The organism is Micromonospora rubida (assembly GCF_009908295.1).
Taxonomy (GTDB): domain Bacteria; phylum Actinomycetota; class Actinomycetes; order Mycobacteriales; family Micromonosporaceae; genus Micromonospora; species Micromonospora rubida.
This window is the reverse complement of the sequence record NZ_JAAALO010000005.1, coordinates 72270-92733: the sequence shown is the minus strand read 5'-3', so window position 1 is coordinate 92733 and position 20464 is coordinate 72270. Positions and strand designations below refer to the sequence as shown.

20 protein-coding genes are annotated in these 20464 nt (G+C 73.6%); 11 read left to right on the top strand and 9 right to left on the bottom strand.

Going from position 1 to position 20464, the window contains the following annotated elements; genetic code table 11:
- The first annotated feature begins 212 nt into the window (after positions 1–212).
- Complete coding sequence (locus GVV04_RS33245) at positions 213–383, top strand: hypothetical protein (RefSeq protein WP_235966475.1); 171 nt, start codon at positions 213–215, stop codon at positions 381–383.
- A complete protein-coding gene (locus GVV04_RS19705) occupies positions 370–1509 on the top strand; it encodes a helix-turn-helix domain-containing protein (protein ID WP_328822472.1) in 1140 nt (379 codons plus the stop codon). Before GVV04_RS33245 ends, GVV04_RS19705 begins: the two co-directional genes overlap by 14 nt.
- A 145-nt stretch (positions 1510–1654) precedes the next feature.
- Here GVV04_RS19705 and GVV04_RS19700 read toward each other — a convergent pair whose 3' ends face one another.
- Complete coding sequence (locus GVV04_RS19700) at positions 1655–2500, bottom strand: CHAP domain-containing protein (RefSeq protein ID WP_161689560.1); 846 nt, start codon at positions 2498–2500, stop codon at positions 1655–1657.
- A 147-nt stretch (positions 2501–2647) separates the two neighbouring features.
- Positions 2648–3805: an epoxide hydrolase family protein gene (locus tag GVV04_RS19695; protein WP_161689559.1), complete on the bottom strand. Its 1158-nt coding sequence runs from the start codon at positions 3803–3805 to the stop codon at positions 2648–2650.
- 63 nt (positions 3806–3868) lie between these two features.
- On the opposite strand from GVV04_RS19695, the gene GVV04_RS19690 reads away from it, so the two are divergent.
- Both GVV04_RS19690 and GVV04_RS19685 read left to right on the top strand, forming a co-directional pair.
- Positions 3869–4816 (top strand): helix-turn-helix transcriptional regulator, encoded by a 948-nt coding sequence (locus tag GVV04_RS19690; protein WP_161689558.1) that lies wholly within the window; start codon positions 3869–3871, stop codon positions 4814–4816.
- Between the two features lie 247 nt (positions 4817–5063).
- The gene (locus GVV04_RS19685; protein WP_161689557.1) at positions 5064–6719 is read left to right on the top strand and encodes a pentapeptide repeat-containing protein; all 1656 of its coding nucleotides are present in this window, start codon (positions 5064–5066) and stop codon (positions 6717–6719) included.
- A 25-nt stretch (positions 6720–6744) separates the two neighbouring features.
- Here the strand turns inward: GVV04_RS19685 and GVV04_RS19680 are convergent, their stop codons facing one another.
- The 3 genes from GVV04_RS19680 to GVV04_RS19670 form a co-directional block, all read right to left on the bottom strand.
- Complete coding sequence (locus tag GVV04_RS19680) at positions 6745–6951, bottom strand: helix-turn-helix domain-containing protein (RefSeq protein ID WP_161689556.1); 207 nt, start codon at positions 6949–6951, stop codon at positions 6745–6747.
- On the bottom strand, positions 6951–7409 hold the full coding sequence (locus GVV04_RS19675; RefSeq protein ID WP_328822471.1) for a DUF2975 domain-containing protein: 459 nt from the start codon (positions 7407–7409) through the stop codon (positions 6951–6953). The genes GVV04_RS19680 and GVV04_RS19675 overlap by 1 nt, the downstream gene beginning before the upstream one ends.
- A 169-nt stretch (positions 7410–7578) precedes the next feature.
- Positions 7579–8247 (bottom strand): TetR/AcrR family transcriptional regulator C-terminal domain-containing protein, encoded by a 669-nt coding sequence (locus tag GVV04_RS19670; RefSeq protein ID WP_201753825.1) that lies wholly within the window; start codon positions 8245–8247, stop codon positions 7579–7581.
- Between the two features lie 98 nt (positions 8248–8345).
- On the opposite strand from GVV04_RS19670, the gene GVV04_RS19665 reads away from it, so the two are divergent.
- Positions 8346–9572, top strand: coding sequence for an amidohydrolase family protein (locus GVV04_RS19665; RefSeq protein ID WP_201753824.1), 1227 nt, complete (start codon positions 8346–8348; stop codon positions 9570–9572).
- An 81-nt stretch (positions 9573–9653) separates the two neighbouring features.
- Here the strand turns inward: GVV04_RS19665 and GVV04_RS19660 are convergent, their stop codons facing one another.
- Complete coding sequence (locus GVV04_RS19660) at positions 9654–11132, bottom strand: glutamate--cysteine ligase family protein (RefSeq protein ID WP_161689554.1); 1479 nt, start codon at positions 11130–11132, stop codon at positions 9654–9656.
- Positions 11133–11314: 182 nt separating this feature from the next.
- Between GVV04_RS19660 and GVV04_RS19655 the strand changes: the two genes are divergently transcribed.
- Complete coding sequence (locus GVV04_RS19655) at positions 11315–11653, top strand: DUF3817 domain-containing protein (protein WP_161689553.1); 339 nt, start codon at positions 11315–11317, stop codon at positions 11651–11653.
- A gap of 40 nt (positions 11654–11693) precedes the next feature.
- Here GVV04_RS19655 and GVV04_RS19650 read toward each other — a convergent pair whose 3' ends face one another.
- A complete protein-coding gene (locus GVV04_RS19650; protein ID WP_235966473.1) occupies positions 11694–12353 on the bottom strand; it encodes an alpha/beta fold hydrolase in 660 nt (219 codons plus the stop codon).
- A gap of 258 nt (positions 12354–12611) precedes the next feature.
- Between GVV04_RS19650 and GVV04_RS19645 the strand changes: the two genes are divergently transcribed.
- Positions 12612–13478 (top strand): alpha/beta fold hydrolase, encoded by an 867-nt coding sequence (locus GVV04_RS19645; protein ID WP_161689552.1) that lies wholly within the window; start codon positions 12612–12614, stop codon positions 13476–13478.
- A gap of 87 nt (positions 13479–13565) precedes the next feature.
- Here the strand turns inward: GVV04_RS19645 and GVV04_RS19640 are convergent, their stop codons facing one another.
- A complete protein-coding gene (locus GVV04_RS19640; protein ID WP_328822470.1) occupies positions 13566–14111 on the bottom strand; it encodes a hypothetical protein in 546 nt (181 codons plus the stop codon).
- A gap of 159 nt (positions 14112–14270) precedes the next feature.
- Between GVV04_RS19640 and GVV04_RS19635 the strand changes: the two genes are divergently transcribed.
- The 3 genes from GVV04_RS19635 to GVV04_RS19625 are packed head-to-tail and all read left to right on the top strand — an operon-like array spanning position 14271 to position 18261.
- Positions 14271–15395 carry a baeRF2 domain-containing protein gene (locus GVV04_RS19635; protein ID WP_161689550.1) on the top strand — a complete coding sequence of 375 codons (1125 nt, stop codon included), beginning with the start codon at positions 14271–14273 and terminating at the stop codon, positions 15393–15395.
- Positions 15388–17148 carry a thiamine pyrophosphate-binding protein gene (locus GVV04_RS19630; protein ID WP_161689549.1) on the top strand — a complete coding sequence of 587 codons (1761 nt, stop codon included), beginning with the start codon at positions 15388–15390 and terminating at the stop codon, positions 17146–17148. The genes GVV04_RS19635 and GVV04_RS19630 overlap by 8 nt, the downstream gene beginning before the upstream one ends.
- 51 nt (positions 17149–17199) lie before the next feature.
- The gene (locus GVV04_RS19625; protein WP_161689548.1) at positions 17200–18261 is read left to right on the top strand and encodes an iron-containing redox enzyme family protein; all 1062 of its coding nucleotides are present in this window, start codon (positions 17200–17202) and stop codon (positions 18259–18261) included.
- A gap of 95 nt (positions 18262–18356) precedes the next feature.
- On the opposite strand, the gene GVV04_RS19620 is transcribed toward GVV04_RS19625, so the two are convergent.
- The gene (locus GVV04_RS19620; protein WP_161689547.1) at positions 18357–18578 is read right to left on the bottom strand and encodes a CDGSH iron-sulfur domain-containing protein; all 222 of its coding nucleotides are present in this window, start codon (positions 18576–18578) and stop codon (positions 18357–18359) included.
- A gap of 234 nt (positions 18579–18812) precedes the next feature.
- Between GVV04_RS19620 and GVV04_RS19615 the strand changes: the two genes are divergently transcribed.
- A complete protein-coding gene (locus GVV04_RS19615; RefSeq protein ID WP_161689546.1) occupies positions 18813–20216 on the top strand; it encodes a hypothetical protein in 1404 nt (467 codons plus the stop codon).
- Positions 20217–20464: the final 248 nt, after the last annotated feature.

Genomic DNA, 20464 nt, shown 5'->3' with positions numbered 1-20464 from the left:
GCCGTGGGCGCCCGTTCCCGAAGCGGGTGCCCACGGCTCCGTTATCGCGGCCTTGGCGGGAGGCGTGATGACCAGCAGGAGTGACGCAAGTGGGCCGACCGGAGGCGCGGTAGGTGCCGGCCCCAGGCCGGCCATCCGTGCTCTCTTCGGTCGCAGGGGAGCTGAAGGCGATCGGTGGGCGACCACTCATCGCCCCTATCCATGGAGGTGGGATGCAGGGCGAGAGCGATAAGCCGGCGACCAGTCGGGGTGAACAGGCCGAGGCGGCCGAGCGGGAGGCCGCCCGGAAGCGGATTCTCGACCTGGCCGAGGCGGAGCGCGTGCCGGTGGAGGAGACCACCCGGGCGGTGCCGGATCGGCGGTGGTTACGTGACCAGCGCTGACGAGCCGATCGGCCGCCGGGTGGCGCGCTGGCGGGTGCGGCGGCGGATGACGCAGCAGGTGCTCGCGGATCGGCTCGGCCGGTCGAAGAGCTGGGTGGACAAGGTCGAGCGGGGCGTCCGCTCGCTGGACCGGTACGCGGTCATCCAGGAGGTCGCCGAGGTGCTGCGGGTCGATGTGCTGGCGCTGCTCGGCGAGGACCGCCCGCCGCCGATGAGCGCCGGCCCGCTGGACGGGGTGGACGAGGTCCGCGCCGCCCTCGCCCGCTACGACATCCGCCGGGCGACGGTGTCGGTGGCGGAGACGGGCCGGCACGTGGAGCACGCCTGGCTGACCTACCAGCACGCGTACTACGCCCAGTTGGTGCGGCTGCTGCCGGGGCTGCTGGATGCCGCCCGGGGCCTGCGCGTGGACGCGCCGGAGCTGCTGGTGCAGGCGTACCGGATCACCTCTTCGGTGCTGGTGAAGCTCGGCGAGGCCGACCTGGGGTGGCTGGCCGCCGACCGCGCGGTGGCCGTGGCCGGCGGTGATCCGGTGCTGGCGGCGTCGGCGGCGGTGTCGGTCGGGCAGGCGCTGCGGGCGCTGGGCCGCGACCGGTTGGCGCTGGCGGTGACGGGCGACGCCGCCCGCCGCCTTGCGCCGTCGACGGTGCACGGGGCCCTGCTGATCCAGGGGGTCCTGGCCGCCGCCGGTTGCGGCGATGCCGGCCGGGCGGGGGAGCTGGCCGACCGGGCCGCCGGGGTGGCCGCCTTGCTCGGGGCCGGTGACGACCCGCACCGGACCAGCTTCGGGCCGGTCGCCGTCGAGTTGGCCCGGGTGGTGGCGGCGGTCGAGCTGGGGGAGGCCGGGGAGGCGGTGGGCCGGCACGAGCAGGTGGTACGGGGGGAGGCGTGGCGGCGGTTGCCGGCCGAGTATCGGGCCGGGTACCTGGTGGATGCCGCGTGGGCGTACTTGCAGGTGGGTGACCTGGACGGGGCCGGGCGGGTGCTGGTCGACGCGGACGGTGTCGCGCCGGCAGAGGTCCGGTGCCGGCCGGCGGCGCGTACGGTGATCGCTGAGGTTGCGCGGGCGCACCCGGTGCCGGCCGGCGTGGCGCGCCTGGCGACGCTCGTCGGCCTCACCCGGTGACCGAGCCGCCCTGGCGGGCGAGGCCCGTCCCCTGCGGCCCAGCCACCAGGGCCCCGCCCGACCCACCCGGCGGCGATCACCTGCGACGCGGGCACGCCCACCCCGTTGGGCCGGCGTGCCCGCATCCCTCAGTTGAGGCGGAAGGTCACTTGAAGCGGATGAACTTGGAGAACTGGTTGTTGGCGGTTCCCACCGACACCGTCCGGTGGCTGTACTTGTCCGCGCTGACGTAGTTGTACTCGTCGATTTCGAAGGTGCCGTTGGAGTTCACGCTGGTGACGAAGGCGACGTGACCGTAGGTGCCGCCCAGGCGGACCGCGACGTCACCGGCCTTCGGGCTGTTGTAGACCGGCACCCCGGCACGTCCGGCAGCACCGACCCACTGGTTGGCGTTACCCCACTGCGCCTGGCCCCCGTACTGGTTGGTGAAGGGCACGCCGACCCGGCTCCGCACCGCCCAGGCGGCGAAACTGGTGCACTGCCCCTTGTAGAAGTTCCAGGGGTCGATGCCCGAGGTCGCGCCCTTGTACGGGTAGTCGTCCTTGGCCGGATAGGTCGTCCCGGCGGAGATGACCTGGTGGGAGGCGTTGTTGTTCTTCAGCGTGGCGTTCAGGTTCGCCTTCGCGCCGGGCGCGAAGTTCTGGTAGGCGTAGGTGCTGTCGTAGTTGCTGTTGTAGTAGACCCGCACCGTGCTGCTGGTGCGGTTCCACACGGAGGCGGCGTTGTTCTTGACGCACACGCCCTTGCCGCTGCCGGCGCCCTTGAACTCGTAGCAGCTCGGCTGGGTCGAGCCGTAGTCTCCCAGTGACCCGATGTGATCGGAGATCGATCCCGCGTTGTCGCTGTTGTAGTAGTAGCAGAACTCGCCGGCGTCGCAGATTCCATCGCGGGCCGCGGCCTGAGCAGGCGCGGCGACCGCCAGGACACCGAGAGTTGCGCTGAGCACGCTCGCGCTGAGGGCGCCGAGGACGCGAACGGTGATTCTGGGCATGTCCACTTCCCTTCCAGGGGTATGTGACGATGGGCCCACGCTACAAGAGATCAATCTATCTGCATACATCGTCGGCGCCCCCGCATCCGCCCTGAACCTGCCCACCCGCTATTCGGGCAGATCGGATGGCATCGCCCCTGACCTGGGCTAGCGGAGCCTGCGGAAGAACGCACGCACGTCTTCGACCAGCAGGTCGGGTGATTCGAGGGCGGCGAAGTGTCCGCCCCGGTCGAACTCCGACCAGTGCACGATGGTGTTTCCCTGCTCGGCGTAGCGCCGGATGGCGATGTCCTCGGCGAAGACCGCGACGCCGGTGGGAACCCCCGATGGCGTGGGCCAGTTGTGCGAGTGCATGCTCTCGTAGTAGATGTTCGCCGCCGACCCGGCGGTGCTGGTGAGCCAGTAGAGCATCACGTTGGTGAGGATGAGGTCGCGGTCCACCGCGTCCTCGGGCAGGCCGCCGCCTTGGGTCCATTCCTTGAACTTCTCAACGATCCAGGCGAGCTGCCCGGCCGGCGAGTCGGTGAGCGCGTGCGCCAGGGTCTGTGGCCGGGTGGCCTGGATCTGGAAGTATCCGTTGCCCTCGCCGAGGAATGCGTTCATCCGCTCCAGTCGATCCTTGTCCGCTGCGCTGAGTTCGGCCAGATCGGCTGGGTCGATCTCGCCGAAGGGGATGAAGCCGGCGGTGGCCGCGTTGACGTGGACGCCGACGACGTGGTCCGGGTCGACCCGCCCGAGGTCGGGGGAGATGAACGCGCCGAAGTCGCCACCCTGGGCGCCGTACTGCCGGTAGCCCAGCCGACGCATCAGCTCGGCGAAGGCGGACGCGATGCGCCGGCTGTCCCAGCCGGCCTCCCGGATCGGCCCGGAGAACCCGAAGCCGGGCAGCGAGGGGATGATCAGGTCGAAGGCGTCGGCCGGGTCGCCGCCGTGCGCTCGCGGGTCGGTCAGCGGGCCGACGACGTCCAGGAATTCCACGATGGAACCCGGCCAGCCGTGGGAGAGCACCAAGGGTAGCGCGTCGGGCTCTGCCGAGCGGACGTGCAGGAAGTGAATGTTCTGCCCGTCGATCTCGGTGGTGAACTGGGGGTACGCATTGAGCCGCGCTTCGTGCGCGCGCCAGTCATAGCCACTGGCCCAGTAGCGTGCCAGCTGCCTCAGGTACTCCACCGGGACGCCGCGCTCCCAGTCGTTTCCGGGAAGTGGCTGACCCCAACGTGTGCGGCCGAGGCGGTCGGCGAGGTCGTCAAGAGCGGACTGCGGCACGTCGATGCGGAACGGCCGGATCTCGTTGTTGATCGTCATGTCAGCGAGCCTAGGAACAATTGCGGTCAGCTTCCGTCCGTGTTCTCCGGCAGAGTTTCTCTCATGTTGGAGACCTCGGCGCGTCTGTTGCGCCTACTGTCGTTGTTGCAGGCGCACCGTGACTGGACCGGCGCGGAACTCGCTCGCCGGCTCGAGGTCTCGGACCGCACGGTGCGCCGCGACATGGAAAAGCTGCGTGGTCTCGGTTACCCGGTCACCGCCGCCGTCGGGGTGAGCGGTGGCTACCGGCTCGAGGCCGGAGCCGCAATGCCGCCGCTGCTGCTCGACGACGAGGAAGCGGTGGCTGTCGCGGTGGGGTTGCGTACGGCGGCGGGCGGCTCGGTCGCCGGCATCGCCGAAACCTCGGTCCTGGCCCTGGCGAAGCTGGAGCAACTCCTGCCGGCGCGGCTGCGTCACCGGATCAACCTGATCCAGACGGCGATGGAGCCGCTGTACGCCGGCGGTCCGACCGTCGACGCGGACACTCTCACCACGATCGCCGCGGCCTGCCGGGACCACCAGCGCCTACGCTTCGACTACCGCGCCCACGACGGTACCGAGACGGTCCGCACCAGCGAACCACACCGCCTGGTGCACACCGGCCGACGCTGGTACCTGATGGCGTACGACGTCGACCGGCAGGACTGGCGCACCTTCCGCGTCGACCGACTACGACCACGGGTGCCCACCGGCCCGCGGTTCGTCCCCCGGGATTCGCCCCAGGACGCGGCCAGCTACGTCTCCCACGCCGTCGCCGCAGCGCCCTACCGGTATCAGGCCCGGATCCTCATGCGAGCCCCGTTGGACGTCGTCGCCGACCGGTCCTCACCCACAGCCGGCCGGGTGGAGAGGGTCGACGAGCACAGCTGCATCCTTCATGTGGGATCGCGCTCGCTGGACGAGATCGCTCTTTACGTCGCCCTGAAGGGGATCGACTTCCAGGTCCTGGATCCCCCCGAACTCGTCAACCATGTCCGGAGCCTCGCCGAACGGCTCAGCCGGGCCACCTAGCCTCGCCCTCCCCACGCAGCCACCGGTAGAACGTCAGCCGTGTGAACGCGAAGCGGCCACCGCATGATCGTCTGTACGGTGTGGACAAGGCTCAAATCTTGCGGTTGCCGCAGGCCACAGCGTATACGAGAGGGCCGGGAGCGGGTGCTGCTGTCACCGCCCGCCGCTATCCTTCGCAGGCGCGTCGGGGGCGGTCCTGGCGGCGAATGCCGGTAAACGGGCTGCCGTACCGGGTCTGGAGGGTCGCGTGCCGGTCGGGGAAGTAGGCGTCGAGGCGTTCCGGATCGCCGTCCGGCAGGTGACGCAGGCGCGAGGCGCGCAGCGGGAGGGCGCCCTGCGGCGGCTGGCGGAGTTCGGCGCGGTCGACCCGGCACTACGCCAGGACGCGGCCGACGCGATCTGTGCCTACCTGCGTACGCCCCCTGCCGCTCCGGCAGTGGACGGCGCGGGCGCGGTGGGCGGAGCGGACGTCGCGGGTGTCGCCCTGCGGCGGGCGGCCCTGCGGGTGCTCGTCGGGCTGCTGCGCCCCGCCGCCTCCGGGGCGGGCGAGACGGGCGGAGCGGGCGCGGGCGCGCGTGCCGGAGCGGGCGAGGACGCGGGGGCGGGCGGGGCGTCGCCGGGTGTCGTCGTGGACCTGTCCGGTGCGACCCTCGTGGATGCCGATCTCGGCGGGTGTGAGCTGGCCGGGGCCCGGTTCGCCGACACCCGGTTCCTCGGGGCGACCTCGTTCGCCGACGCCCGGTTCACCGGCGACGCGATCTTCGCCCGTGCCGTCTTCCACGGCCCGGTCCGGTTCGACGACGCCCGGTTCGCCGCCGACGCCGTCTTCGGGCGGGCCCGGTTCCGGGGTCCGGCCAGCTTCGAACGGGTCGGCTTCGCCGCGATGGCCTGGTTCGGGCGGGGCGAGGAGGAGCTGTGGGAGGACGATCCGGCCTGGGACACCGTCGAGGGCGTCCGACCCGCGCCCTGGGACGAGCCGAACGAGGACGACCCGGGCTGGCCCGTCGCCGTCCTGATGGGCGACTACCAGGGCTGGGAGGAGGGCGGCGACGGGGCCCGCTTCGGCGGGGACGTGTCGTTCCGGAGCGCCCGCTTCGACGGCCCCGCCTGGTTCTGCAATGCGCGGTTCGGTGCGGACGCGACGTTCCGGGACGCCTGGTTCGGCGGGCCGGTGCACCTCGACCAGCCCGCCGTCGACCTCGACGGCGCCCGGTGGGTCGGCCCGGCCGGCGACGATCCGGCGCGCTGGCCCCTCGGCTGGGCGTCGGCGCCGGGCCCGGACGGCACGACCGCGCTCGTCGTGGACGGTTCCGTCGCGCCCTACTCCCGTCAGCTCGCCGACCGCGATCCCGACGTCCGCCGCGCGGGGCTGCGGGCCCTCGGTGAACTCGGTGACGGGAGGCTGGAGCTGCGCCAGCGCGTGGTCGACGCCGTGTGCGCGTACCTGCGGGTGCCACTGCCGTTCGACGTGACCGGCGAGCTGACCCCCGCCCAGGCCGGGGAGGTCCGGCTGCGGCGCGACGCCCAGCGGCTGCTCGCCGAGCGCCTGCGCCCGGCACCCGGCACCGCGGGCGGGGCGGGAGATCGACACTGGCCGCAGACCAACCTGCCGCTGTGCGGCGCGACGCTGGTCGACCTCGACCTCAGCGGGTGTCAGGCCGGCTACGCGAACTTCGCGGGCGCCCAGTTCCACGGTGCCACCCGCTTCGACGCGAGCACGTTCGCCAGAATCGCCTTCGGGCTCGGCGGCTCCGAGGGGCGCGCCTCGTTCCACGGTGACGTCACCTTCGCCGGGGCGCGGTTCGCCCGCCGACGCGACGTCCGGGACGTCCTCGGTGGCGTCGTGTTCCACGCCGGTGCCGTGATCGACGACCCCGATGTCCCGACGGCGGGGGAGGGCTGAGGGCGGCTTCCCCGGAGACGGTTCCTCATTCGTCGACCCATTCGAGCAGGTCACCGGGCTGGCAGTCGAGCACCCGGCAGATGGCCTCCAGGGTGCTGAAGCGGACGGCCTTGGCGCGGCCGTTCTTCAGCACCGCGACGTTCGCGGGCGTGAGCCCGACACGCTCGGCGAACTCACCGACGCTCATCTTGCGTTTCGCCAGCTCGACGTCGATGCGGACGACGATGGGCATCAGATCACCGCTTCCATGTCGGTACGCAGTGTGGTGGCCTGCCGCAGCAGTGCCCGCATCACCACCATCAGGAGTCCCAGCACGGCGACACCCACCAGCATCAGGAACAGCAGGACCGGCAGCCCGGGGTCCGACGCGTTGACGCCGATGTAGAGGAACACCCCCAGCAGCACCACCCAGGCGGCGACGATCGCCCACACGATCGCGTCCACCCACGCCAGGGCGGCGTCGCTGAAGATGCGGTCGCGCTTGACCAGGGTGAGCAACTTCCAGGTGGAGACGATCACGACCTGGATGCACAGCACCCAGAACACCGTGACGGCGGTCATTGGCCACCTGAGGTATGCCTGGTCCGGGGACTCCTTGGCCATGTGCGCGAACTGCCCGGGCAGCGAGAGGGTCTGGAACATGACCAGGATCCCGAACAGCAGCACCAGGAAGACTCTGAGCGGGCCCACCGCTCGATGCTCTGTCAACATGCATCGACTATCACTCGGAACCTATCGACTGTCAATAGGATCGCCCGGGTTGGTGGCCCGCCACGTACGGCTCCGAGGCGTCCCGATGTCGCTCGCCGTGAGCTGGGCGAGGGCCGGGTCGGCCGTGCCGGCGTCTGCGGACGTCCAGCTAGGCCAGGCGGACGCGCACCCCCTCGACGATGAGGCCCAGCCCGTACTCGAAGGTCTCCTCACCGCTGGGGGCGCCGACCTCGTCGATGGCTGCGGAGAGGTGGGGGGCCGGGCGCCCCGATCGCAGTAGGGCCAGCCGGGCGGGGTCCGCCCCGGGCTGCTCCGCCGGGTCGGGCTCGCGGTCCAGCTCGCCCTGCTCCTCGAGGACGAAGCCGGCCACGTACGTGTTGACGGTGACCAGGCAGCGCAGCGCCGTGCCGGGGCGGCAGTCCGCCACCTGCGCGAAGGTGCCGACCGCGGCGTCGAGCAGCGGGAAACTCTCGGCCAGGGGCCGGGTGCCGGCCACCAGCCGGGCGCCGTCGCGGCGCGAGAGCAGCAGTCGCCGGTAGTCGCGGGCGCGCGTGGTGATCCACTCGTCCCACGCCCCGGCGGGGACCTCGGGCAGCGCCCGGAGCCAGTCCAGCGTCATCAGGTGCGCGACGTGGTCGAGCAACTCCTGCTTGTTCGCGAAGTGCCAGTACAGCGCGGGCGCCTTCACGTCGAGTTCAGTCGCGAGCCGGCGCATCGTCAGCCCATCGAGGCCCACCTCGTCGACCAGCCGCAGGGCGGTGCGGACCACGTGGTGGCGGTCGAGCCGGGTCGCCCGGCCGGGGGAGGGGGAGGTCACGCTTGACAGATTAACACCGTTCAAGTAATCCTTAACGACGTTAGGGGCTTAACGGCGTTAAGGGGCCGTGGGGCCTCTCAAGGGAGAGGAAGCTGATCATGATCACCGCCATCACCGGCGCCCGGATCTTCGACGGCGAACGCGTCATCGAGGAGCGCACCGTCGTGCTCGACGGACAGCGGATCGTGGCGCTCGGGGGGCCCGTGCCCGACGGCGCGACCGTCGTCGACGCCCGGGGCGCGACCCTGCTGCCCGGTCTCATCGACTCCCACGTCCACACCTCCCCGGCCGGGCTGCGGGACGCGCTGTCCTTCGGGGTCACCACCGAACTGGAGATGCAGGGCCGATTCACGTCGGTGCGGCGCGGGAAGGTCGCCGACCGTGACGACCTGGCGGACGTGCGCTCCGCGGGCTTCGCGCTGACCGCCCCTGGCGGCCACCCCTCCGAGCTGTTCCCCGGGGACGGCCCGCCCCCGGGCGTCGAGCTGCCCGACCCGTCCGAGGGGCCGCTCGTGATGCCGGACGTCAGCACCCCGGAGGAAGCGGCCGCTTCGGTGGCGGCGCTGGTCGCCGACGGCTCCGACTACATCAAGATCATGATCGAAGAGGGGAGCGTGCTGGGCCACCCCGGGCTGCCGACGATGAGCGAGGAGACGGTCGCCGCCGGGGTGCGCGCGGCGCACGAGCACGGCCGGATGGCGCTCGCACACGCCCTCACTGCGGAGGCCACCGCCCAGGGCATCGCGACGGGGGTGGACGGGTTCACCCACGTGTTCATCGACCGCCCACACCCCCCGGAGCTGGTCGCCGCGCTGGCCGACGCCGGCGCGTTCGTCATCCCCTGCCTGGTGCTGGTCTCGTCCATCATGGGCGGCACCGGCGCGGAGCTGGCGGCCGACGAGCGGGTGCGGTCGAAGCTGAGTCAGCCGTGGCTGGACACCCTGTGCGGCAGCTTCGACGTGTACCCGCAGGGCAAGCTCGAGGACGTGCTGGCCACGGTCGGCGCCCTGCACGCGGCCGGCGTCGACGTCCTGGCCGGCACCGACGTGTCGGTGCCGGTGCCGTCCCTGGGCGGCCTCGCGCACGGCGCGAGCCTGCACCACGAGCTGCGGCTGCTGGTCGCGGCCGGGCTCACCCCCGTCCAGGCCCTGCGGGCGGCCACCGCCCTGCCCGCCCGCCGGTTCGGGCTGACCGACCGCGGCCGGGTGGCGCCCGGCGCCCGCGCCGACCTGCTGCTGGTCGACGGCGACCCCACCACCACCATCACCGACACGCTCGGGATCCGGGCCGTCTGGCGCCGCGGCGTCCGGCAGGAGACGGCCTGACTCCGCGTCCTCTGCCCAGCACGCGGAGTCGGCGGCGGCGTTCACCCCCATCGAACGGGCAGCCGCCCGGGCCACGAGTGTTCAGGGGATCGGCCACTCGTGGACCGGCTGGTTGCTGTGCATCAGGTCCACGTAGTGCCGGACCACCTCGCGCAGCGCCGCCGGCCGGTCCAGGTGGTCGGCGGACTCCAGCCGGTGCAGCGTCTCCACCTGCCAGGTGGCCCCGTTGCGGCCGGTCAGGCAGCGCTGCTCGATGATGCCGAGCAGCCGGTCCCGCTCGGCCGGGTCCAGGCCCCACCGGTCCAGCCCGTCATGGGCCAGCGGCAGCAGCCGGCGCAGCACCAGCTCGGTGACGGGCAGGTACCCCAAGCCGGGCCAGAACACCTGGGCGTCGATGCCGTGCCGGGCGCAGGCATTGAAGTTCTCCTCGGCGGCGCTGAACGACATCTGCGACCACAGTGGCCGGTCCGACTCGGCGAGGGCCCGGACCAGCCCGAAGTAGAACGCGCCGTTGGCGACCGTGTCGAGCACGGTCGGGCCGGCGGGCAGCACCCGGTTCTCCACCCGCAGGTGCGGGCGGCCCTTGTACACGTCGTACACCGGGCGGTTCCAGCGGTAGACGGTGCCGTTGTGCAGCCGCAGCTCGGCGAGCTTCGGCACGTCACCCCGGGCGAGGGCCTCGGCCGGGTCCTCCGGGTCGCACACCGGCAGCAGCGCCGGGAAGTAGCGGACGTTCTCCTCGAACAGGTCGAACACCGTGGTGATCCACCGCTCGCCGAACCACACCCGCGGGCGTACCCCCTGGGCCTTGATCTCCTCCGCCCGGGTGTCGGTGGCCTGCTGGAACAGCGGGATGCGGGTCTCGCGCCACAGCTCCCGACCGAAGAACAGCGGCGAGTTCGCGCCGAGGGCCACCTGGATGCCGGCGATCGCCTGGGCGGCGTTCCAGTAGTCGGCGAACTGGGCCGGGCTGACCTGAAGGTGGAACTGGGTGCTGGTGCAGGCCGCCTCGGGGGTGATGGTGTCGGCGGTGACCGCGAGCCGCTCGACCCCGCTGATCGAGATCCGCAGGTCCTCGCCGCGAGCGGCGAAGATCTGCTCGTTGAGCAGCTTGTAGCGCGGATTGGCCGACAGCGTCTCGGCGGTCAGGTGCTCCGGCCGCAGCGTCGGCAGGACGCCGATCATCACCATGTGCGCGCCGACGCCACGGGCCTTCGTCTCGGCGGCATTCAGGCTGGCCCGGATGTGTTCCTCGAACGCGGCGGTGCTGGCTCCGGCCAGCCGGCGCGGCGCGACGTTGATCTCGATGTTGAACTGCCCAAGCTCGGTCTGGAAGCTCGGGTCCGCGATGGCGGTCAGCACTTCGGCGTTGCGCATCGCCGGCATCGAGTCGTCGTCGACCAGGTTGAGCTCGATCTCCACCCCGGTCATCGGCCGCTCGACGTCGAATCGGGACTCCCGAAGCATCTCGGCGAAGACGTCCAGGCACCGCCGCACCTTCTCGCGATAGCGGGCCCGGTCCTCGCGGGTGAATGTCCGTACGCCGACGTCCTCGCCCATCGTCACCGCCTTGTCGCCGTTGGTCCCCCTAACCTCGCACGGCGGCGCGGGTCGGGGAAGACCCGAAGGTCCCTACACGTACCCAACCGGGGCCCGCGTGATTCCCGTCGCGTCAGCCCGTCGCTGCCCAGATCGGCCCGCCGGGCTGGTTAGCATGGCCGGCAACCGGTGGGGGAGTGACGATGCGCGAGAAGATCACCAAACTGTTCGTGGCGGCGGCGATCGCCGAGGCCTGCTCCTGGCTGGCCCTGCTGGTCAGCATGGCCGTCAAGTACGGGCCGCCGGACAACGAGATCGGGGTGAAGATCTTCGGGCCGATCCACGGCGGGCTCTTCGTCGTGTACGGCCTGCTGGTGCTGGCCGTGGCCCGGCTGCACCGGTGGCGGCTGTGGCCCACCGTCGTGGCGCTGGCCTGCTCCGTTCCGCCGTTCGCGACCCTGATCTTCGAGCGCTGGGCCGCCCGGCGGGGCATGCTGCGCACCACACCCGAGCCGGACCGCCCGCTGACCCCGGTCGGCTGACCGCCGCCGATGCCGGGCCGGCTCGCCCGCGCGGCACCCGTCATCGGCGGCGTCCGTCACTCGCCCGGTCCGGGCCGAGCCCAGCCCGGTAGTCCTCGCACATCGCGTGCACCGTCGCCGGGTCGTGGATCGCCCGGCGGTAGTCGGCGTACGCCTCCGCGCCCATCACGGCCGGCGAGCCGCCGTACCAGGCGTCCGGGTCGGCGGTGATCACCCGCTCGGCCGGCTTGTCCGACTGGCCGAGGAAGAACCAGTGCCACCAGCGGGCCGCGAACCGGGCGTCGGCGCGGGCCAGGGCCTCGCCGATCGGCACCCCGTCGAGCACCCCCAGCCGGGTCACCCGGTCGGGGTGGTCCAGCGCCGTGCGCATCGCCACGTAGCAGCCCCGGTCGTGCCCGACCACCGCCGCGCGGTCGTGGCCGAGCGCGTCGAGCAGGCCGACCACGTCGCGGGCCATCGCCCGCTTGGCGTACGTGGTGTGCCCGGGGTCGCTCGGAGGCTTCGACGAGCCGCCGTAGCCCCGCAGGTCCGGGCAGATCACGGTGTGCTCCCGGGCCAGCAGCGGCGCGACCCGGTGCCACGTGGCGTGGGTACGCGGGTGGCCGTGCAGCAGCACCACCGGCGGTCCCGACCCGCCGTGGCGCACCCGCAGCCGTACCTCGCCGACGTCGATCTCCTCAAGCGCGAACCCCTCGAACATGGCACCCCGTTGCCCGCCCCCACCCCACCGGAAACCCCACAACCCGCCCCCACCCCTCCCAGCCCCCTGGGCCCTGAAGGTCACGCAAATTCACGGAATTAGTGGCCTTACGCGGGCGCGAGGCCACTAATTCCGTGAATTTGCAGGCGCGCCGGGGCGTAGCGGGTCGTGGGGGTGCCAGCGACGCTTTCGTACGGGTGGCTGTGTCGTGAGCTCCCGGGCGTGAAGGCTTGCCGGTGCGTGGCAGAATCCGGCGGCGTGCAGCGCTTTCGCTCCTGGGACGGCACCGAACTCGGTTACCGGCTCGTTGGTTCAGGTCCGCCGCTGGTGTGCATCCCCGGTGGACCCGGGCAGGCCGTCGAGTATCTGGGCGAGTTGGGCGGGCTCAGCGCGCACCGGACCCTGGTCCTGCTCGACAACCGGGGCACGGGCGGGTCCGGTGTGCCGGCCGATCCGGCGACCTATCGCGTCGACCGGATCGTCGAGGACGTCGAGGCGCTGCGCCGTCACCTCGGGCTGGACCGGATGGACCTGTTCGGGCACTCGGCCAGCGGCGGGGTCTGCCTGCTCTACGCTGCCGCGTATCCACACCGGCTCGACAGCCTCGTACTGGTCGACCCGTCGCTGCGGGTGGTCGACCTCCAGTCGGACCTCGGCATTGCGGAGGTGCTCGCCCTGCGGGCGCACGAGCCCTGGCACGCGGAGGCTGTCGCCGCGCTGCACGCCGAGGCCGGCACGCCGCAGGAGTTGGCGCGGTACCGCTGGCTGTCCGCGCCGCTGCTGTACGGCGAGTGGAACGCCGCGGCGCGGGCGCAGGCGTCCGCCGAGCCGGACCAGTTCACCCAGCCCGCGACGGACGGTTTCTACGCCGGCTTCGACCCTGATCCCGCGCTGCCGGGGCGGCTCGCGGCGCTCCCGACGCCGGTGCTGCTGGTGGTCGGTGAGTACGACATCTGGCCGACCTGCACGGCGGTACGCGAGCTGGCCGCGCTGTTCGGCGACGCCGAGCTGGTGGTGCAGCCCCGGGCGGGGCACTTCCCCTGGGTGGACGACCCGTCGGCATTCGCGGCCACGGTGGAGCGATTCCTCGCCCGCAGCCGGACGGCGGGCCGCGCCGGCCGGTAACGCGCTTCCCGCGCCGGCCGGTAACGCGCTTCCCGCGCCGGCCGGTAACGCGCTGCTCACGCCGGCCGGAATCCGCCAGGGGTTCCCTCAGGTGAGCACGACGGCGACGGCGATCGCGGCGATCAGCACCGCCCCCAGAGCTGCCTGGATCAGCAGCGGCGGGCCGAGATGGCTCCACAGGGTGGCGGTGCGCGGGCGCAGCAGCTGCCCGGTGGTGAGGTTGACGATCTGCTCCACCCGGGGCGGCAGGTCCGGGTCCTGCGGCCGGAGGGTGATCTGCACCCAGTCGGACGGATGCAGGGCGCTCTGCGGCAGGTGCCCGTGCAGCTCCACCTCGCAGAGCTGGTCGGCGGAGTCGCGCAGCCGCAGCGGGGTGACCAGGAACTCCGGGCCCTTGCGCAGTGCCTTCCAGCTGCGCCGGGCCCCGCCGCCGCCGTGGGACAGCAGGGAGCGCAACCCCAGCAGCAGCAGGCCCATCACGCTGGCGGCCATCACCACGGCGACCAGCACCGGCTGGCCGATCCTCAGCTCGCGGGGATAGCCGTCGAGCAACCGGACGACCCGGCCGGTGACGATCCGCTGCGTCGGGCGAGCGATCGGCCGGTATTCGAGGTCGCTGTCCATGTGCACCACCGAGAGTTGTTCATCACCGAGAGTCCGGTTCCCTGCACCGATCGTATCCGCACGCTCGGGTGAACGACGTGAATGAACGCGAGTCACGTTCGTGGCGCGGTCAGGTGACAAGGCCACCGGCGCGGGTAAGCGGGGGGCCGAGCTGGAAAGGGGTCGAGCATGCAGCTGTCCTTCCTGCGCCCGCTCTACGACCGTCCCGGGCCGTGGTGTTCGGTGTACATGGACGCCTCCCGGGACACCGAGGACGCCCGTCCGGCGCTCGACCTGCGCTGGCGGGCCCTCAAGGGCGAACTGCTGGAACAGGGCGCCGACGCGCCGACCGTGGACGCCGTCGAGCGGGTGGTCCGCGGCCACGATCCGATGCCCGGCGACTACGGCATCGCCGTGTTCGCGACCCGGGGTCGGGCGGTGCTCAGCGAGTACCTGTCCGCGCCGCCGGTACGGGACCTGGCGGCGGTCTCGGAGCTGCCGCACACCATGCCGATGCTCGCCCAGCGCGGCGAGCAGATCGCCTGGGTACGGGTGTTGGCCGACCGGACCGGCGCCGACGCCGTGGCGGTCAGCGCGGGCGGGGTTCCCCGCCGCGCCCACGTCACCGGCCGGGACGAATTCCCGCTGCGCCGGGTCAAGCCGGGTGGCTGGTCGCAGTCCCGCTACCAACGGGCCGCCACGGAGGCGTGGCACCACAACGCCGGCGACGTGGCGGCGGCCACTGTGGAGCTGGCCGAGAAGGTCGGCGCGGACGTGCTGGTGGTCGCCGGCGACGTGCGGGCCACCGGCATGATCGCCGCCCAGCTCCCCGAGCGCTGGCAGGACATGGTGGTGCGCACCGACGCCGGTTCGCGGCACGCCGGGGCGGACCCGACGCTGATGGACGACCTCACCGTGCAGACCATCGCCGAGGTGGCCGACCAGCGGATCACCGCCGCACTGGACCGCTTCGGCATGCAGGAGGACGTCGGGGCGGGCCTCGACGCGGTCGTGTCGGCGCTGCAACGCAACCAGGTCGACACCATGCTGATCGTGGACGACCCGTCGTCCACGGAGGAGCTGTGGATCGGCCCGGGACCGCTCGACATCTCCACCGACCCGGGGCAGCTCAGCGCCATGTCGGTGCCCGACCCGCACCGGGTACGCGCCGACGCGGCCCTGGTCCGGGCGCTCGTCGGCACCGACGCGGAGCTGACCGTGCTGGCCCCCGAGGAGGCGCCCGAGCTGACCGACGGGGTGGGCGCGGTGCTGCGCTACGTCGACGCCGCCACCCCCGGGCGGGGAAATGGCTGAGCGTACGGGGGCCGACCTGGTGGTGGAGCGGCTGCGGGCCTGGCGGGTGCCACGCGTCTTCGGCTGCCCGGGCGAGGCCATCGCCCCGGTCGTCGCGGCCCTGGACCGATCGGGCGGGGACCCGGAGTTCGTCCCCGCCCGGCACGAGGAGACCGCCGCCTTCATGGCCAGCGGGCACGCCAAGTTCACCGGCGGGATCGGCGTCTGCCTGGCCACCCAGGGGCCCAACGCCGTCCACCTGCTCAACGGCCTGTACGACGCCAAGCTGGACAGCAAGCCGATGGTGGCGATCGTCGGGGAGGACATCACCGGCCCGCTCGGCGGCGCCCACGAGGAGATCGGGCTGAGCCGGCTCTTCGGCGACGTCTGCAACCAGTTCGTCCGGTACGGGCGCACGCCCGAGCAGGTGCCCGGCGTGCTGGATCAGGCGTTCCGCACCGCAGCCGCGACCCGCAGCCCCACCTGCGTGGTGCTGCCCCGGGAGGTGCAGGCGGCCGTGGTGCCCGACCTGCTGCCGCAGGCCGCCGGGGTGACGTCGGCGACCCCGGGGGAGCCGCTGGCCCGGGTGCTCCCGCACGACGCCGACCTGGCGGCGGCCGCGTCCCTGCTCGGTGCCGGCGGCCGGCTGGCGATCCTGGTCGGTCAGGGCGCGCACGGCGTGGCCGACGAGATCGTGACGCTGGCCGACCGGCTCGGCGCCGGGGTGGCCACCAGCCTGCTCGGCAAGCCGGTGCTGGACGAGCGGCTGCCCTTCCACACCGGAGTGCTCGGCGAGGTCGGCAGCACCGCCGCCGCGCAGCTCATGGGGGGCTGCGACACCCTGCTGATGGTCGGCACCAACGACCCGTGGACCGACTACTACCCGATGCCCGGGCAGGCCCGCACGATCCAGATCGACATCGACGGCCGCCGGATCGGCACCCGCTACCCGGTGGACGTGCCGCTGGTCGGCGACGCCGGAGAGACCCTGCGCGCCCTGCTCGACCGGGTGCCCGAGCGGGCCCGGCGGGACTGGCGCCGGACGGTGGAGAGCTCGGTGGACCGGTGGCGGGAGGAGGCGGTGGCCCGGGCCGGTGAGCCCGGCGAGCCGGTCAACCCGCAGCTGGTGCTGCACGAACTCTCCGCCCGGATGCCCCGCTCGGCCGCGGTCGCCGTCGACGTCGGCTCGGTCATCTACTGGTACGCCCGGCACCTGGAACTACGGCCCGGGGTGACCGCCCAGCTCTGCGGCACCCTCGGCTCGACGGGCTGCGCCCTGCCGTACGCGGTGGCGGCGAAGCTGGCCCGCCCGGACCGGCCGGTGATCGCGCTGGCCGGGGACGGCGCGATGCAGCTCAACGGCCTGGCGGAGCTGATCACCGTGGCCCGACTCTGGCAGGAGTGGTCCGACCCCCGGCTGGTGGTGCTGGTGCTCAACAACCGCGACCACTCGGGCACGGGCGGCGGCCGGTCACCCGCCGGGGCGTCCGCCCGCCGGCCCGACGTGCCGTACGCCGGGTGGGCCCGGCTGCTCGGCCTGCACGGCGTCCGGGTGGACCGGCCGGAACTGGTCGGCGCGGCGTGGGACGAGGCCCTCGCCGCGGACCGGCCCAGCGTGCTGGAGGCCGTGGTCGACCCCACCGTGCCGCTGCGCCCCCCGGAGCCGGCGCTGGCCGACCTGCGGGGCCTGTTCGCCGACGGCGCCGCGGCCCGGCTGGTCCGGGAGCGGATGCTCGACACCCGGGTCGCCGTCGAGGCCGACGACCTCGTTTAGTCCCGCCGGGCCGGGGCACCCCCGGGTACGCCGGCACCCGCGAGGAGAGCCATGCCTGAGCCCGCTGACCGTCGCTACGGTCCCGCGTCCCTGCCGCGGGCCCGGGGCCCGGTCTCCGCCGCGCTGGTGGCGGCGCTGCGCCAGCCGCCGCACGACCCGCCGGCGGACCTCGGCGCCCGGTTCGCCCCGGACGACGGCGGGCCCGGCCCGCTCATCGACGAGGACCTCCAGCTCACCCTCTTCCTCTGCTACGAGCTGCACTATCGGGGCTGGGCGGGGGTGGCCGAGCACTGGGAGTGGCAGCCGGGCCTGCTGGCCCTGCGGGCCGGGGCCGAGCGGGTCTTCGAGGCGGCGCTGCGCCGACTGGCCGGGCCGTCGCCGGCGGTGCCGCCCGCCGGCGTGCCTCGGGCGCTGGCCGAGCTGGTGGCCGCCGACGACGGCCCGGCGCTGGCCGTGACGGTGCAGCACCGGGCGACCCTGGAACAGTTCCGCGAGTTCGTCGTGCACCGCTCGGTCTACCACCTGCGGGAGGCGGACCCGCACAGCTGGGGGCTGCCCCGGCTCGGCGGGCCGGCCAAGGCCGCGCTCGTCGAGATCCAGATGGACGAGTACGGCAACGGCCGGCTGGACCGGATGCACGCCGAGTTGTTCCGGCGGACCATGGACCGGCTCGGCCTGGACACCGGCTACGCCGCCCACCTGGACCGGGTCCCGGCCGTCACCCTGGCCGCGAACAACCTGATCTCCCTGTTCGGGTTGCACCGCCGGCTGCGCGGCGCGCTGCTGGGCCACCTGGCGGCGTTCGAGATGACCTCCTCGCTGCCGAACCGCCGCTACGGCAACGGCCTGCGGCGGCTCGGCCTGGACGAGGCGGCCACCCGGTTCTACGACGAGCACGTCGAGGCCGACGCCGTGCACGAGCAGGTCGCCGCGCACGACCTGTGCGGCGGGCTGGCCCGGGCCGAACCGGCGCTCGTACCCGACCTGATCTTCGGCGCGGCGGCGGCGCTGGCGGTCGACGGCCTCTTCGCCGGGCACGTGCTGGACGCCTGGGCCCGGGGGAAGAGCTCGCTGCGGCCGGCGACCCGCCCGGCGGTCACCGCCGTCGCCTGACCGCCCGCGTTCGCCCCGGCGCGGCCCGAGCAGCTTCCGCCGGCGTGGCCCCCTGCGGGGTCGGCGGGGCTGTGCGGGCGGCGCCGGTCGGGCGGTCAGCCCTCCCGGTCGGTGCCGGCGCGGAACCGCACCGCCTTGTGCGTGCCGTCGCAGAACGGCTTGAGCGCCGACCTGCCGCACCGGCACAGCGCCACGGTGCCCCGGCGCGCGTCGATGGTCCGGCCCTCGGGGGTGACCAGGGCGAAGTCGCCGCGGACCAGCAACGGGCCGTCCTCGTACGGGGTGATCGTCGCCGCCGGGGCGTCGTCGGTAGCCATGGCGTACTGTGCCCGTCGGGGGCACGTCGAAACCCGCCATGGCCGGGCGGCGCGGCCCATCCGGCGCGGCGTCGGATGCCCCGCCCAGCGGGCACGGCGGGGACCGCAGGGGGCAAGCGCCCGTCCAGCGGGGAATACCCCCGGCGGGTGGCGGAGGCCCCGTTTAGACCCCATCGGGACGGGAAGCCGGGCCGCGTGGCGATCGAACCAAGCGGGCCAGGACCCGCGCACCCGGTGCGTGGGGGACTCACGGCGGACGGGGCCGGACTGGCGGGGGACCGGGTGGTGGCGGTCGGCAGCACCGGCCGCGTCCTGGTCGCCGCCGCGGCCCGGGCCCTGCGCGGGCAGGACTGCGCGGACATGGGCCAGCCGGGCGCGCTGTCCCGGCTCACCAACGCGCCCGAGCCGGTGCGCCGGGCCGCCGCCGCCCGGGCCGCCGGACGGGTCGCGCTCACCCCCGACCAGACGGCCGAGGTCGACGCCGCACGGGTGGCGCGGTGGATCGTCGACCAGTACCCGCGCCGCCGCTACCCGGGCGTGGTGCTGGGCTCCCCGCACGGCGCGGCGGCGCACCTGGCGGTGGCCCTGGGCGTGCCCTGGCTGCCGGCCGCGTTCGAGACGACGGTGCACTGGACCCGGGGGGCCGTGGACCGCCCCGCAGCCGCCCTCGACCACGGCGCGGCGCTCGCCGCCCGGCTGGTCGCCGGCAACCCCGACGTGCACGTGCGGCAGGTGCACTGCCCGGCCAGCCGGGGCGCGCTCGCCGGGGCGACCGTCTCGCTCGCCGTGCGCTGGCAGCGCCTGCCAGCGGCGTACGCCCGGTTCCTGGCCGACCGGGTCGAGCCCGGCGCCCCGCTGCTGCTGCTGCGCGACGCCCGGACCTGGCCGGTGCACGACCTCGGGCTGGGGCACAGCTTCCAGGCCGGCTCCCCGGCCAGCGGGCTGGATCCGGTGGACTTCCACCCGGACTCGCACGCGCTGCGCCAGGTGCTCCGCTCCGCCGGTGGCGAGGGTTCCCGCTGGGAGCCGCCGGAGTCCCACGCCCCGCAGGGCTACGCCGAGCACGGCGTCGAGCCCGGGTTCGAGCTCGCCGTCCGGGCGTTGGCCGGGCGGCGCGGGCACCGGCTGCACCGGGTGCTGTTCCCCCGGGTGGAGTCGCTCAGCGGCGCGGTCGCCGACCTGTACCGGGCGTGGCTGCGGCGGGCCGGCAAGACCGGCGACCGGCTGGTCGTCGAGTGCGGGCGGCTGCTCGACCCGTGGCAGGTGCTGCGGGCCGGGCTGGTGCCGTACTGGTGCGAGAACGCCACCCGGCGGGCCGTCGACGCGGTGGAGTGGTGGCTCGCCGGCAGTGAGCCGTTCAGCTCGGTGGACGTGCTGCCGGAGTCACCGGGGATGCGCTCGCCGGCCCTGGCCGGGCTGCCGCAGTGGCTGGCCGTGGCCGCCTTCGGCAGCCGCCGCCGGGCGCTGGACCGCACCGCGGCCCGGGGCTACCCGGTCACGGCGGTGCCCACCCGCCGCGCCACCGAGGTGCTGAGGGCCCAGCCGTACGACCTGCCGGTGCCGCCGCCGCTGCCCATCGCGACCGCCGTCGAGGCGCTGCGTGCCGGGGCCGGCCACCAGGGACTGGTGGTCTGCTGACCCGGTCCGCCGCGCCTGGAGTGCCGCCCGGCCGGTGCTGAACCGCCCGCCGCGAAGTGCCACGCCGAGGCCGGTCGCACCAGCCGGCCGAAACATCCTCGCGACCCGGGGCCGCCGTGATTGAGTACCTACGGAGCGGGAACACCGCTGGCTGCGACGGCCCGGCCACGCCGCGCAGCCTGTGGTAGACGCTCCTCGACGATTCACGTCAGGTGACCCACTTCCGGCCCGGTGCGTGGCTCGACCAC